At 35.9% G+C, this 13,775-nt stretch carries 18 protein-coding genes, 5 tRNA genes and 1 pseudogene; 18 read left to right on the top strand and 6 right to left on the bottom strand.

Annotated features, from left to right (window positions below; all coding sequences use genetic code 11):
• Positions 1–68: 68 nt before the first annotated feature.
• Genes PHI38_RS00120 through PHI38_RS00110 form a run of 3 tightly spaced genes read left to right on the top strand, consistent with a single transcriptional unit; the run spans position 69 to position 2,995 of the window.
• Positions 69–803, top strand: coding sequence for an ATP-binding protein (locus PHI38_RS00120; protein WP_299851013.1), 735 nt, complete (start codon positions 69–71; stop codon positions 801–803).
• A gap of 2 nt (positions 804–805) precedes the next feature.
• Positions 806–2,170 (top strand): NAD(P)H-hydrate dehydratase, encoded by a 1,365-nt coding sequence (locus PHI38_RS00115; protein WP_299851010.1) that lies wholly within the window; start codon positions 806–808, stop codon positions 2,168–2,170.
• 45 nt (positions 2,171–2,215) lie between these two features.
• Positions 2,216–2,995: a thiazole synthase gene (locus PHI38_RS00110; RefSeq protein WP_299851005.1), complete on the top strand. Its 780-nt coding sequence runs from the start codon at positions 2,216–2,218 to the stop codon at positions 2,993–2,995.
• A gap of 8 nt (positions 2,996–3,003) precedes the next feature.
• On the opposite strand, the gene PHI38_RS00105 is transcribed toward PHI38_RS00110, so the two are convergent.
• Together PHI38_RS00105 and PHI38_RS00100 are read right to left on the bottom strand one after the other, a co-directional pair.
• Positions 3,004–3,279, bottom strand: a complete 276-nt coding sequence (locus PHI38_RS00105; RefSeq protein ID WP_299851003.1) for a hypothetical protein — start codon at positions 3,277–3,279, stop codon at positions 3,004–3,006.
• Positions 3,276–4,721, bottom strand: coding sequence for a sodium:alanine symporter family protein (locus PHI38_RS00100; RefSeq protein ID WP_299851000.1), 1,446 nt, complete (start codon positions 4,719–4,721; stop codon positions 3,276–3,278). Before PHI38_RS00100 ends, PHI38_RS00105 begins: the two co-directional genes overlap by 4 nt.
• A 171-nt stretch (positions 4,722–4,892) precedes the next feature.
• On the opposite strand from PHI38_RS00100, the gene PHI38_RS00095 reads away from it, so the two are divergent.
• The 6 genes from PHI38_RS00095 to PHI38_RS00070 all read left to right on the top strand — a co-directional run bounded on the left by PHI38_RS00095 (position 4,893) and on the right by PHI38_RS00070 (position 5,988).
• Positions 4,893–4,970 (top strand) — tRNA-Pro (locus tag PHI38_RS00095).
• Between the two features lie 22 nt (positions 4,971–4,992).
• Positions 4,993–5,069, top strand: a tRNA-His gene (locus tag PHI38_RS00090).
• Between the two features lie 43 nt (positions 5,070–5,112).
• Positions 5,113–5,189 (top strand) — tRNA-Arg (locus tag PHI38_RS00085).
• 15 nt (positions 5,190–5,204) lie between these two features.
• Positions 5,205–5,281: transfer RNA gene (locus tag PHI38_RS00080), tRNA-Arg, on the top strand.
• Between the two features lie 21 nt (positions 5,282–5,302).
• Positions 5,303–5,386: transfer RNA gene (locus PHI38_RS00075), tRNA-Leu, on the top strand.
• Positions 5,387–5,550: 164 nt separating this feature from the next.
• The gene (locus tag PHI38_RS00070; protein ID WP_299850997.1) at positions 5,551–5,988 is read left to right on the top strand and encodes a nucleoside deaminase; all 438 of its coding nucleotides are present in this window, start codon (positions 5,551–5,553) and stop codon (positions 5,986–5,988) included.
• 20 nt (positions 5,989–6,008) lie between these two features.
• On the opposite strand, the gene PHI38_RS00065 is transcribed toward PHI38_RS00070, so the two are convergent.
• Together PHI38_RS00065 and PHI38_RS00060 are read right to left on the bottom strand one after the other, a co-directional pair.
• Positions 6,009–6,473: a YhcH/YjgK/YiaL family protein gene (locus PHI38_RS00065; RefSeq protein WP_299850994.1), complete on the bottom strand. Its 465-nt coding sequence runs from the start codon at positions 6,471–6,473 to the stop codon at positions 6,009–6,011.
• Positions 6,470–7,120 carry an MqnA/MqnD/SBP family protein gene (locus PHI38_RS00060; protein WP_299850991.1) on the bottom strand — a complete coding sequence of 217 codons (651 nt, stop codon included), beginning with the start codon at positions 7,118–7,120 and terminating at the stop codon, positions 6,470–6,472. The genes PHI38_RS00065 and PHI38_RS00060 overlap by 4 nt, the downstream gene beginning before the upstream one ends.
• 105 nt (positions 7,121–7,225) lie before the next feature.
• Here PHI38_RS00060 and PHI38_RS00055 point away from each other — a divergent pair, with 105 nt between their 5' ends.
• The 4 genes and pseudogenes from PHI38_RS00055 to PHI38_RS00040 all read left to right on the top strand — a co-directional run bounded on the left by PHI38_RS00055 (position 7,226) and on the right by PHI38_RS00040 (position 9,581).
• Complete coding sequence (locus PHI38_RS00055) at positions 7,226–7,447, top strand: MoaD/ThiS family protein (RefSeq protein ID WP_299850988.1); 222 nt, start codon at positions 7,226–7,228, stop codon at positions 7,445–7,447.
• Positions 7,448–7,450: 3 nt separating this feature from the next.
• Positions 7,451–7,888 (top strand): molybdenum cofactor biosynthesis protein MoaE, encoded by a 438-nt coding sequence (locus tag PHI38_RS00050; protein ID WP_299850985.1) that lies wholly within the window; start codon positions 7,451–7,453, stop codon positions 7,886–7,888.
• A pseudogene (gene glp, locus PHI38_RS00045) lies at positions 7,885–9,095 on the top strand (gephyrin-like molybdotransferase Glp). The gene PHI38_RS00050 and the pseudogene glp overlap by 4 nt, the downstream one beginning before the upstream one ends.
• 21 nt (positions 9,096–9,116) lie before the next feature.
• Entirely contained in the window at positions 9,117–9,581 is a 465-nt protein-coding gene (locus PHI38_RS00040) for a DsrE family protein (protein ID WP_299850982.1), read from the top strand.
• Positions 9,582–9,583: 2 nt separating this feature from the next.
• Here the strand turns inward: PHI38_RS00040 and PHI38_RS00035 are convergent, their stop codons facing one another.
• Both PHI38_RS00035 and PHI38_RS00030 read right to left on the bottom strand, forming a co-directional pair.
• A complete protein-coding gene (locus tag PHI38_RS00035) occupies positions 9,584–10,144 on the bottom strand; it encodes a ribonuclease HII (RefSeq protein ID WP_299850979.1) in 561 nt (186 codons plus the stop codon).
• A complete protein-coding gene (locus PHI38_RS00030) occupies positions 10,145–11,209 on the bottom strand; it encodes an ATP-binding protein (RefSeq protein ID WP_299850976.1) in 1,065 nt (354 codons plus the stop codon). It lies immediately after the preceding gene.
• Positions 11,210–11,365: 156 nt separating this feature from the next.
• Between PHI38_RS00030 and rpsJ the strand changes: the two genes are divergently transcribed.
• The 5 genes from rpsJ to rplB all read left to right on the top strand — a co-directional run.
• Entirely contained in the window at positions 11,366–11,677 is a 312-nt protein-coding gene (gene rpsJ, locus PHI38_RS00025; protein ID WP_294877813.1) for a 30S ribosomal protein S10, read from the top strand.
• A 9-nt stretch (positions 11,678–11,686) separates the two neighbouring features.
• Entirely contained in the window at positions 11,687–12,262 is a 576-nt protein-coding gene (gene rplC / locus PHI38_RS00020) for a 50S ribosomal protein L3 (protein WP_299850972.1), read from the top strand.
• The gene (gene rplD, locus PHI38_RS00015; protein WP_299850969.1) at positions 12,262–12,876 is read left to right on the top strand and encodes a 50S ribosomal protein L4; all 615 of its coding nucleotides are present in this window, start codon (positions 12,262–12,264) and stop codon (positions 12,874–12,876) included. The genes rplC and rplD overlap by 1 nt, the downstream gene beginning before the upstream one ends.
• Positions 12,877–13,158, top strand: coding sequence for a 50S ribosomal protein L23 (locus PHI38_RS00010; RefSeq protein ID WP_299850966.1), 282 nt, complete (start codon positions 12,877–12,879; stop codon positions 13,156–13,158). It abuts the gene before it with no gap.
• Position 13,159: 1 nt separating this feature from the next.
• The coding region (gene rplB / locus PHI38_RS00005; RefSeq protein ID WP_299850963.1) for a 50S ribosomal protein L2 at positions 13,160–13,775 on the top strand (616 nt) is incomplete at its 3' end.

Raw genomic sequence — 13,775 nt, 5'->3', positions numbered from 1 at the left:
GCCTTATAGACATATGTTGTTTGAGAATAAGATATAATATTTGTTAAGATTTTTTATAAAGGGAAAATATGAGAAATAGACTCGGAAAATATGTCAGCAGTATCAATACATTAAACGTTGAGGAGAGATTACTTTATTGTAATACATTGATTTTAGGAGAAGAGGGTTCAGGTAAAACAAATTTAGCATGTAGAATCAGAAACTTTGTAATTGACAGCAATGTTGCTACTTTATATCTAGATTTCTCTAACTCAGATGAACATAATATTGAACTAAGATATAAAGATGAAAATTTTAACTACATAAGATTTGATGAGAGTGATGAGTTTCAAAAAGAGTTTGATGATTTAATTGTTGCAAACAAGCATATTTATATGGCAGTTGATCCTATCTACTTTTCAAACAAGAGAGATATAACTAGTAAATTAACGGTTACATTACAGCATAAAGGGCTTTTAGAAAATTATTATTACTTTTTTCACGATATTGAAAATCTAAATGGATTTTATACAAAGTTTGAAGATTTCTTACTCTACATGTTAAACTTTTTCAACCTTAAAAAATATGGGCTTACGTTTTTAGCACAGCCACATAGTACATTTGAAAATCACCAATTGAAGCTTCTCTTTACATTTTTATACCTTGGTAAATGTTCAAACTTAGAGTATTTCAACACTTCAAATTTAAAGAAATTACCAAAAAACAGATTTTTTTATCAGTATAGAACGAACTATCATACACTTTTATTTAATGATATTAAAAGCAATATAGTTCAAATCGATGAGTATCTTTTTCAAGAGTAAATGTGCAGAAACTTTTTGATGAGGTAGCGTCTCTTGATGATAGGTGCTACAAAGAGTTTTATCTAAGCGAAGATATTTTGATGGAACATGCCGCAGAAGGTATGGCTGAATATATTCGAAACAACTTTAAAAAAAAATCAAAAGTTACTATTGTTTGTGGAAGAGGAGATAATGGAGCCGATGGTTTGGCTCTTGGTAGGCTTTTACATGGTGACTTTGATGTATCTCTCTTTTATGCAAAACCTCCAAAATCAAAAATGGCTCTTTTACAAAAACAACGCTCTCTTAGCATAGGGGTAAAAGAGTCCACCAAGCTTTTAGAATGTGATATTTTAGTCGATGCGATAGTAGGCACTGGTTTTAGTGGAGAGTTTGATAAAGAGATGCTAACTCTTATAGAGCAGATGAACTCTTTGCGTGCTTTTAAGATTGCATGTGATGTTCCTTCCGGTTATCTATTTAGAGCGGATCTTACTCTTACTATGGGTGCACTAAAGAAGAAAATGTTCTTGGATGAGTCAAAAGAGTGTGTTGGCGAGATAAAGGTAATCAATCTTGGAGTTTGCAGAGATATTTATGAGGGTAAAAGCAATTGCTATCTTCTTGATTTAGAGGATTTAAAACTTCCAAACAGAACTAAAAAAAGCTCTCACAAAGGCAGTTATGGACATTTAGCTGTTGCCTCTGGAGAAAAAAGTGGAGCTAGCATCATGAGCGCGCTCTCAGCCCTACGTTTTGGAAGTGGCTTGGTAACACTTGTTGGTTTTGAAAACATTTCAACTCCGCACTCCATTATGTACTCTCATGAAGTTCCAAAAACAACAACTGCTCTTGCCCTTGGAATGGGCCTTGGAGTAGAATTTAGTAACATAGAATTAGATAAGTTTTTAAACAACACTCACAGCATGGTTGTAGATGCAGATATGTTTTATATGCCAATAATTATTGAGATACTTGGTAGAGAAAATCTTGTAATCACTCCTCATCCAAAAGAGTTTGTCTCACTTTTAAAGCTAACAAATCTAGCAGATATATCGGTTAATGAATTGCAAAAAGAACGCTTTAAATATGCTGAGATGTTTTGCAGGGCGTACCCAAAAGTTACACTTCTTTTAAAAGGCGCAAATGTCATAATCGCTCAAGATAAAACTTTTTATGTTAATCCACATGGAACGCAAGCTTTAGCAAAAGGCGGAAGTGGGGATGTACTTAGTGGTTTAATTGGGGCTCTTTTAGCTCAAGGATATGCTCCGATAGATGCAGCAATTAATGGCTCTTTAGCACACGCTAAACTTGCTCTACTTTATAATGGTGCTGATTTTTCACTTACGCCAGATGATTTGATAGGTGCAATTGGTAAACTATAAGATGGCTTATGTTATAAAATGGCAAAAAAATTTTTAGGAAAAAAAATGGAAAATATTTTAAAAATAGGAAAGTATGAATTAGGCTCTCGCCTTATTGTAGGAAGTGGAAAGTATAAAGATTTTCAAACCACAAAAGAGGCGACACTTGCCAGTGGAAGTGAACTTATCACTGTTGCAGTTCGCCGCTTAAACATTACAGACCCAGACAAAGAAAATCTTCGTGATACATTTAAAGGCACAAAAGTAAAATTTCTTCCAAATTCAGCAGGTTGTATAACAGCAGAAGAGGCGATAACCACTTTTCGTTTGACTCGTGAGGCAACTGGAATTGATTTGATAAAGCTTGAGGTAATTGGTGATACTCTGAAAACTCTCTATCCAGATGTGATAGAAACTATAAAAGCGTGTCAAATACTTTCTAAAGAGGGCTTTACAATCATGGCGTACACTTCAGATGACCCTATCATGGCAAAGAGACTAGAAGATGCTGGAGCTCACGCCATCATGCCTCTTGCTGCTCCTATTGGGAGTGGTTTGGGTATTCAAAACCCATACAACATAGTATTTATCCGTGAAGCGGTCAATTTACCAGTTATAGTAGATGCCGGAATAGGGTGTGCGAGTGACGCAGCGTACGCAATGGAACTTGGAGCTGATGGAGTTTTAACAAACTCAGCAATAGCAGGCGCGCAAAATCCTATGATGATGGCTGAGGCAATGAAGCATGCAGTTATTGCTGGGCGTATGAGCTACTTATCTGGAAGAATAGCAAAGCGTCCATACGCAACAGCTTCTTCACCGATTAATGGAATGATACAGTTTTAAAAAAATACTTAAAGCTCTATCTTTTGTGAGAGATGTGTCATAAGAAGAAGCTGTCCCATGCTTTGAAAAAAACTCTCAACCCCATCACTTCCTAAAAAAGTTGCCTTCTCAAGAGCCTTTAAAAAAGAGACTTGAGAGGGCTCTGATGCCATCATAAAAGTATCTATGATATAGCTAAATGAGAGAGTATGAAGTTTTGAATTTACATCAAAATCTATCTCTGAGTCAATATTTATACTGTTTATCTTCAAAAGTTCTCTACACTCTAACGTTATTTTATTCATCTAAGCGCCTCTGCATCAAGTTCACCACTTTTTAGTTTTACTAGATACTCATCAAGCGCTATCTTTACATCTTTACTCAAGATAAAAAGTCCAAGTATATTTGGTAGAGCCATAGTGAGAAATAACATAAAGCTAAAGTCAACGAGAATGGCCGTATTTACGGTTGTTCCTAAAATTATAAGAGATAAAAAACTTAACTTATATATTACAGAGTATTTTGAACCAAAGAGATATACCCATGCACGCTCACCATAATAAGCCCATGCGATAATCGTTGAAAATGCAAACAGCGTTATACTAACAGATAAGATAATAGGAAACCACCCTATAACAGTTCCATATGCTGCGCTTGTTAATGCTGCTCCTTCTTTTGCCTCTATAAGAGCCATATACGCTCCATCATGAGCATAAACACCAGTTATAACAATAACAAGCGCCGTCATAGTACAAATCACTATTGTGTCTATAAAAGGTTCGTAAAGTGCAACTAGACCTTGTCTAACTGGATACTTTGTTTTAACTGGAGCGTGCGCAACGGGAGAAGAACCGATTCCAGCTTCACTTGAAAATACCGCTCTTTGAAAACCATGTACAATTGAGCCAGCAACGCCGCCATAAATTGCACTAGTAGAGAACGCTTCATGAAAAATGATACTTATTGCTTCACCGATCTTATCAAAGTGGTAAGCTAAAATCCATAAAGATGCACATATATAAATAATTGCCATGATTGGAACAAGTATCTCTGTGATTTTAGCTATTCTTGTAACTCCACCAATGATTACAAAACCTACAAAAATAGCGATAATAATGCCAAAGATAATTGGAAACTTATCAAAGAAGTCTACTTCTTGTGATACTGCTCCAAGAGCTTGAGAGACCTGAAAAACATTTCCACCTCCAATTGCTCCGCCAATCATAAAAACAGCAAAAATTAGCGCTAAAATTTTACCAAATCGCGCATATCCTTTTTGAGCTAAACCTCTTGAGAGGTACTCCATTGCTCCACCCATAACAGTTCCATCTTTTAGAAATATTCTATGCTGCAAGGAGAGAGTTACCTCTGTAAACTTTAAACTCATCCCTAAAAAGCCAGCAACTATCATCCAAAATGTAGCACCAGGCCCTCCAAGAGCAACTGCCAATGCCACACCAGCAATATTTCCAAGTCCAACAGTAGCACTAAGAGCTGTGGTTAATGCCCCAAATGATGAGATTTCTCCAACGTCATCAGCAGTGCGGTATCTACCTCTTATGATATTAAATGAGTGTTTGAACATTCTGAGATTTATAAATTTTGTTAAAAATGTAAGATATACCCCGCCTGAAATAAGCCAAACAACTAAAAATGGAAGTTTGACTCCATCTACCATTCCAAAAAGAATATCAAAAAACAGAGCCGCCTCCAAAAAAGAGTTGACACTACTAAAAAACTCACCCATATTCACCCTTTAAAACCAAATGCGCATTATTGTAACAAACTAATCTTAATCTCTTTTTGTACGAGTTAGAGCAAAGTTTGAAAATATCTAAAAAAGCTATTGACATTTGGGTAGTTATTGACTATAATTTCGCCTCATTAATCAGCTGTAAGGTTGCTTTAATGTGTAGGTCGGGGTGTAGCTCAGTATGGTTAGAGTACCTGGTTTGGGACCAGGGGGCCGAAGGTTCGAACCCTTTCACCCCGACCACTTTTATGTTTAAAAAAATATGGTGAGATTAGCTCAGCTGGTTAGAGCACTGGTTTGTGGTGCCGGGGGTCGCGGGTTCGAATCCCGTATCTCACCCCATAAATTAGATATAAAAACTTAAATAATAATAATAAATTTTGTGGCGTCCGTGGCTCAACTGGATAGAGTTTCGGACTTCGGATCCGACGGTTATAGGTTCGAATCCTATCGGGCGCACCATTTTTATGAATGTATGCGTCCTTAGCTCAGCTGGATAGAGCAATGCCCTTCTAAGGCATCGGCCTCAGGTTCGAATCCTGAAGGGCGCACCACTAAATTTTTTATAACCATGTGCGGATGTGGTGAAATGGCAGACACGCTAGACTTAGGATCTAGTGCCGCAAGGTGTGGAGGTTCAAGTCCTCTCATCCGCACCATCAACTTTTTTAAACCCTCAAAATAATACTTTTAAAACTTCAAAAATATATTTTTCAATTAATTATACTTTTTAACCTCATTTGTGATACTTTTTCAATGTCAAAATAGTGAAGTATATATTTTATTAACAATTGGCGAGACTTGAATTTGTATAGGATGTTATATGGATAAGTTTTTACAAGCGGCGATAGAAGAAGCTAAGAAAAGCCTCAAAGAGGGTGGGATTCCTATAGGCTCAGTGCTCGTTATCGATGGCGAGATTGTGGGTCGTGGGCATAATAGACGTGTGCAAGATAGTAGTTCGATTCTTCATGCGGAGATGGATTGTCTTGAAAATGCTGGAAGAATGACAGCATATGAGTATAAAAAGGCAACGCTTTACTCAACACTCTCGCCTTGTAGTATGTGTAGTGGGGCAGCACTTCTATACAAGATACCTAAAATTATCATCGGTGAAAACCGTACTTTTAAAGGTCCAGAGGAGTATGTTCGTTCATTAGGGGTTGAAGTAGAAGTTTTAGATAATCAAGAGTGCTTTGATATGATGCAAAAGTTCATTCATGAAAATCCATCTCTTTGGAATGAAGATATAGGAGAGTAGAGTAACTTCCATAGTTTAGGCTATAAAAGCTCTGTTTTTATCTTTATAACCACTTTTTTTATATGCTCTTTTTTAATCCCAACTGCTAAACATGGCATATGAGCATCATGTGGAAAAAACATAGCAAAATATCCAACTGAAATATTTAAGAGTGAATGTGCTCTTGCTTCTGTCTCATAAAACTCTATATCTTTTTGAGCATCATAAGGATCTCTTACAATAAGAGAATCTCTATAGTGACATTCAAAGCCTTCCACTCCTCTTAGCGTTGCTTGAATATCTGTATATTTTTTATGAGATTCAAGCATAGCATCACTTCTTAAAACTGTTTCATAACTCATAACGATTGCATAGATATCCTCGCCTTGAATCTCATACTTTCCATCTTCTGTCTTTGATGAAAGAGAGTTTAAGAACTCAAAAGCCTTTTTCCATGCTTCACCAAACGGATATTTATGAGAATTTTCTAACTTATCTACTATCATTGTTTTTTAGCCTCTTTATAAAATCTCTCAAGACCTTTTTTTGCTTTTATATCAAAGTTGTAAGAGATGTATTTTAGATAGTTTAGTATATTTTCTTGGGATACGCCTGTTCGCTTTGAAGCTTCGTTTAGTATATATCGTGGGATTTTTACTTTTGTTTTCAAGAAGCTTTTCTCTATCTTTTTATAGAGTGCTTTGTCGTTGTGGTAGCATAAAAGTGCGAATACAAATGGGAGGTTATATTTTTCATTCCACGTTTTTGCTAAATCTACATGAGGTTTGTTTTTAAGGTAGTATCTTAGGGCTTTATCTCCTATGAGGACTTCGCCTTTTATTTGTAGTACCTTTGCAAGTAGGTTTGAAGTTTCAGACTCACTATCGCTAGTGTTAGTCTCACTTGGAGCAACTAAAACACTAAGTACCTCTTTTTTTGCGATGATTCCAAGGTTTACATGTTTTTGATTTTTTGCTCTGATACTTGAGATAAAGGCTGCGTCAACTCTGCGTGAGAGAAATTTTTTGTTTGTCTTTGCTGGGACATCTTTGTAGTAGTTCATGCTCATACTCTCTTGAGAGCTTCTAGCAAATCTTTTCATAAAGACATGAAAAGGCAGAAGATTTAGATACTCAATTTTTCCAAAAACCACAAACCCCTCCACCATATAATTGGCAAAATTATACATCTATTAACTTATAAAAAAGATGAGTTAGATATAATCATAGCCATAAAAATATAGTTTGGGAGCAATCTTTTGGTACGAGTAGAATTTTTAGGTCCAATACAAAAAGAGCCGTTAGAGCTCTATATTACAAACTTAAATGAGTTAGCAGAGATACTTAAAAAAGATGCAACTATGCAAGAGTGGCTAGAGAACTCTGCTGTTGCTGTAAATGACACTCTTGTATCAAGTAGAGATTTCCCTCTAAAAGATGGCGATAGAGTAGCACTTCTTCCACCAGTTTGTGGAGGTTGAGTTATGCTTTATCTCTATGATGGAGCACTTGATGTACCTCGTATCTTAAAAGAGTGGTATGAACAAGAAACTTCTAGTAACTATGGTGCTTATATCCCATTTGTTGGGACTGTAAGAAGTGAAGGTGGGATTGACGGTCTTAGTTTTGACATCTATGAGCCGATACTAAACTCTTGGTTTGATGCATGGAGCGAAAAAGCTAAAGCTAAAGGCGCGATTATAAAGATGGCACACTCTCGTGGAGATGTGATGCTTCATGAGTCCTCATATATTGCAGCAGTTTTTTCTCCAAAGAGACGTGTGGCGTTAGAGTTTATAGATGAGTTTGTAGAGGATTTTAAAGCAAGCGCACCTATCTGGAAGTATGATTTAAAGGGTGGCAAGAGAATCTATGCGCTTGATCGCTCAACAGCAATAAAAGGGAGTGGAATCTTACAATGAGTCTATTATCATACGAAACAAGTCAAACAATGCTCTCACTACTTCAAGTAAACTCATCAAGAAGTCAAAATATTCCACTAAGCTCGTCTCTTGGAAGAGTTTTGAGTGAAGATATCATAGCCAAACATAACGATCCAGAGTTTCCAACAGCTTCAATGGATGGATATGCAGTTATACACTCCGATTTGGAGTTATGTAAAATCTCTGTTATTGGTCATAATCCTGCTGGAAGTAATGAGCAACGCACACTCATTAGCGGAGAGTGTATAAAAACTTTTACAGGTTCTATGATGCCTCATGGCGCAGATACTCTTATCCAGATAGAAAATGTTACACTCGAAGATGGAGCGATTATCATCAATGAGAGTGTTGCCAAAGGCTCATCTGTTCGCCCTGTTGGCGAAGGTTATAGAGCTGGCGATGTACTCATTAAAAAGGTACAAAGATAGGTTTTGCAGAGATTGGTGTTATGGCTGCACTAAATCATGTTATGGTAAAAGTGGCTCTTAAGCCACGTGTAGCAGTCATATCAACTGGTAGCGAAATCTTAGATTTGGGCGAGTATAGCGACAATCCTTCACAAATCAGAAGTTCAAATAACTACACACTAGCAGCTCTTTTTGAGCAAGCAGGAGCCGAAGTTGTTCAACTAGGAACAGTTGGGGATGATAAGAGTTTAATTACACAAGCATTTGAAGATGCGCTTTTAAGTGCAGATATTGTGGTTAGTACAGGCGGGGTTAGTGTGGGGGATTATGATTTTGTAAAAGACATCGTTCCTAGAGTTGGAGCTGAAGTTGTATATAAAGGTGTAGCTATTAAACCTGGGAAGCATATTTTAGTTGCGCAAAAAGAGGATAAGTTTATACTAGCTCTTCCTGGATTTGCGTACTCTTCAACTGTTACAGCTATTCTTTACATTCTTCCTCTTATTGCAAAAATGCTAGGAAAAAAGAGTGCATACAAGGTGGTAGCAGCAAAACTTAGCGAAGATTTTAAAAAAAGAAGCCGCTTAACAGAGTTCACTGCATGTAATGTTGTGATAGAAGATGGTGAGTACTTTGTAAACTTTAAAGATAAAAAAATTGGAAGTTCTGCAATTTTGACAAATATGTTAAACGAATCTGCTCTTATGATTACTGGTGAAGATGATGGAGATTTGCAAGAGGGTACTTTTGTAAACGTAATTCTTCTAGAGAGTTTTTGATTTTATATTAAAGAGGTTAAGATGAAAAAATTGTTTCTTGTTTTAGTTATTTTGTTAGGATTACTTAGAGCTGATGGTGATACAAAAAAGGCTGTTATTGATCTTACAACCTCGGATTTAGCAAAGATTGAAGGAAGACTGATAAAGGGAGTTGCATTTAACAATGCACATTATCAAAGTGATTCTAAAGGGCTAGACACCATAGTCGTTATACATGGAGAAGCATATAAATTTTTTGTAAAAGATATCGCAAAAACAAAATGTAAAAAAGACAAAGAGTTTGAAGCAAAAGCTAAAGAGATACATCAAAAACTTGAATTACTTACAAAAAATTACAGTGTGAAGTTTCAAATGTGTGGTGTTGGAATGAAGCTAAAAGAGATTAATAAAGATAATGTTGTAGAGTTTATTGAGATAATCCCAAGTGCTATGGTTGGCCTTATAGATGCTCAAAATAATGGTTATGCATTTGTTCCTATCTATTAGGCTTAAGAGCTAAAGAGCGTTATTTCTAGCGCTTTGAGCTTATAGCTTTTTCTATGAATCTCAGAGTATCCATACTTTTTTATCATCTCTATATGTAAGGCTGTTCCATATCCCTTATGTTTTTCTAGTTGATAGAGTGGGTATTTTTTCCCTAACTCTATTATGTCTCTATCATGAGTGACTTTTGCTAAGATCGAAGCAGCACTTACCTCTGGGATTTTTCCATCTGCTTTTATCATAGTCTCAATACCAGCTACTCCAAACTTAGAGTTCCCATCAAAAAGATACGATTCACATGGAAGCATCTCTATAATCTCTCTTAGACCTCTTGTAATGCAGAGTGAAATCCCAAACTCATCAATATCTTTTGCAGAAAACTTCACTATATGAAAAGAGGCATTTTTTATAATTAACTCATAAAGAAACTCTCTTTTTTTTGGAGTCAATTTTTTTGAATCATCAAGCCCATCAACTCTATTGTGCAAAATACATCCAGCCATAACTAAATCCCCAGCGATTGGGCCACGCCCAGCTTCATCTATGCCGCAAAGTTTCTTATACATCTAATCTCCTAATGCCCAAATATCAAAGGGAACCATCTCCACATCAGAGAGTGGGTGGCTCATTCTACCCTCAGTACTCATAGTAATTGCGGTAACTCTCTTTATCTGATAGGTAAATAAAAAAGCTTCTATTGCTTCCATCTTTTTAAAAAGCATTCTCTCATCAGCAAAAGGCATCCCTAAGATAACTTCATCAGACGATGGAAGATAAAAGTCGATATTTTCATCATAAAATACATCTCTGTCAGATTTTAAAAGCTCTAAATATATCATATTTTCAAAGAGTTTATTAAATTGCTTCTCTATAGTTAGAGCTGATTTTAAAGATATATCGCATAGGTATATCTTTCTTATCGCTTTTGGATGGCCTACTTTTTGAAGCTGATGAATATATCCTTTTGAGCAAAGCATGTCAAATGAGCTGTAGAGCTTATCTTTTGATATTTTTTGCGTATGTTTTAAACGCTCATATATAGAGTATGGCGATATTTTTTGTGCCATCATTTTTGTACAAAAAATCAATATGTCTATCTCTATAAGGCTTAGCGTATTTTTTAAAGCTTTTTGAAGAAACAGTGCTCTCTCATCAGAGCTTACTTTATGCATGGAAGGAAATCCACCAAGTTTAAAAAAATGGTTTAGTGCTGTTGAATCATACTTATACTCAAAAGCCAAGAACTCCTCATAATCAAGTGGATAAAGTTTTAGTGCTCTTAAAAAATCAAACTTATAATGTACTTCAGAGCAGATAAGTAGTTGAGCAACATTTACTATGTTTATATCAGCAGAGTAGTTGTCAAGAACAAGAGTGCTTATCTTATTAGTTGTACAAAAATCCCCAAGAGTTTTATTAAGACGTTCTTTATCTATACGTAAATCTCTGCAATCTATATATAGATAGCTACTTTTTTTTAGTCCTAAAAGATAGTTTTTGACAAGTTTTGTCTTTCCAGTTTGTGTAATTCCATTTATTTGATAGCTTTTCTCGTCTAAAAAAAGCTTTCTTGTGTGAAATTTTTCTATATTTATATCAGTCTTGTATAACTCTTCTAATAATATTTCCATGTTGCAATTTTACCACTTCCTTATTAAAAGGAAATAAATTTAAAGATATTTCAAAATTTAGCCTATATTTTCTTGAATTATTGAGATGCTTTGGGTACAATTCCGCTCCCTTAATATAGTTAGGCTAGACCTGACGAGTTCTTTAGAAGGAAAAACATGGAAAAAATTCGTTTAAAATTGAAAGCTTATGATCATCGTGTACTTGATAGATCTGTAGCGTCAATAGTAGAGGCTGTTAAGCGTACAGGCGCGGTAATTCGTGGTCCGATACCTTTACCAACAAAGATTCGTAAATATACTGTTATCAAATCTCCACACATAAACAAAAGTTCACGTGAGCAGTTTGAAATTCGTATGCACGCTAGAGTAATTGATATAGTTTCAGCAACGCCTGAAACAGTAGATTCTCTAATGAAACTAGATCTTGCACCAGAAGTGGACGTAGAAGTTCGCTCTATGGATAAGTAGGAGATCATCGTGGAATATATTGTTGAAAAAATCGGCATGAGCCGTACTATCGCAAATTCTTCAAAGCCTGTTACTCTATTAAGAGTATTGGATGCTAAAGTATGCGAAGTTAATGAAAACACTGGGATTGTTGCTTATAAAAGTGGCAAGAAAATGAATAAGGCAATTGAGGGTCAGCAAAAGAAATACAGCATTTCTTCTGAATTTAACCGTTTTGTTACTTTAGAAGTAGCAAATAGCGAGGCTGGTGATATAGATTTAACACCTTTAGCAGAAGCTAAAGTTCTTAAATCTACTTTTACAACTAAAGGTCGTGGTTTTTCAGGTGCAATGAAACGTTGGAATTTTGGTGGTGGTCCTGGAGCACATGGTCATAGATTTGGCCGTAGAACAGGTTCTATCGGTAATGCAGAATGGCCAGGTCGTGTTATGAAGGGCAAGAAAATGCCTGGACAATACGGAAATACACAAAATAGTGTGAAGAATGAAATCATCTCTTTTGATGCTGAAAACAAAATAATTGCGGTTATTGGTTCAGTTTCTGGAGCTAATGGTTCTTTAGGTCGTGTAAAGGTAGCTAGATAATGAGCGCAATAGTTCTAAATGAAAAAATGGAAAAAGCTTCTGAGTTAACACTACCAGAGAGTTTTTCTGGTATTAATCCTCATAACTTATATCTATATGTAAAGTCAGCTCAAGCTGCGATGAGAGCAAATAGTGCATCAGCACTAACGCGTTCACAAGTTAGAGGTGGTGGTAAGAAGCCATGGGCTCAAAAAGGCGGCGGTCGTGCTCGTGCTGGATCTCGTCGTTCACCTGTGTTTGTTGGTGGTGGTAAAGCATTTGGTCCAAGTAACAATCGTAACTATGACCTCAAAGTTAATAAAAAGCAAAAAAAACTTGCACTTAACTTTGCACTTAATGAGCATGCAAACAATGGTAGTTTATTCATCGTTGATAGCATCGAAATAGCATCTGGTAAAACAAAAGATGCTGCTACTTTGTTTAAAGCGTTAAACCAAAGAGATACTCTTTTTGTAAAAACTGTTTTAGATGAAAAAACTTATTTAGCATTTGAAAATATCGCAAGCACTTACGTGATTGAAGAGAATGAATTAAATGCTTATTTAGCTGCAAATTATCGCTCACTCGTGATCGAAAAAGCGGTATGGGAAAATCTTGTAGGAGAGGCTAAGTAAATGGCAGATATTACAGATATTAAATCTATACTTTATACAGAGAAGACTTTAGGTATGCAAGAGGATGGAATCATCGTTGTGCAAACTTCTCCTCGTATGAGTAAAACTGGTCTTAAAGAGGTTTTTCGTGAGTATTTTGGAATTATTCCAACAAGAATTAACTCACTAAATCAAAGCGGAAAAATTAAAAAGTTCCGTGGTGTTGCTGGTAAACAAAATGACTTTAAAAAGTTTTATGTGAAGTTACCAGAAGGTGCACAAATAGAAAGTTTGGCGGTGTAACATGGCAATAAAATCTTATAAACCAACAACCCCGTCTCGTCGTTTTTATACAAATGTTGAAAACAAAGACATAACTTCTAAACCAAGTGTTCGTTCACTTCTTATAAAACTTCCTGCAAGCGCTGGAAGAAATAACAATGGACGTATTACATCTCGTCACAGAGAAGCTGGTGCTAAAAAGCTTTACCGTATTATTGATTTTAAAAGAAATAAATTTGGAATCGCTGGTACAGTTAGTACAGTTGAGTACGATCCATATCGTAACTGCCGTATTGCACTTATTACATATGCAGATGGTGACAAGAGATATATTTTATTACCAAAAGGTTTAAATGTTGGAGATGCTATTATCGCTGATGAAGCAGGTGTAGACATTAAACCAGGTAATGCAATGAAACTTATGAATATCCCAGTTGGTACATCAGTTCATAATATTGAGTTAAAAGTAGGCAAAGGCGGACAAATGGTTCGTTCAGCTGGAACAAGTGCACAAATTATGGGTCGTGATGGTAAGTATGTTTCACTTCGTATGCCTTCATCTGAGATGCGTTTAGTTCTTGGTGAGTGTATGGCTACTGTTGGCGCTGTAGGTAATGAAGAGTATATCAATATCGTTC

This window comes from Sulfurimonas sp. (genome assembly GCF_028694895.1).
In the GTDB taxonomy this organism is placed as follows: Bacteria; Campylobacterota; Campylobacteria; order Campylobacterales; family Sulfurimonadaceae; genus Sulfurimonas.
Note: the sequence above shows the minus strand (reverse complement) of the source record. Positions and strands in the feature narration are given on the sequence as shown.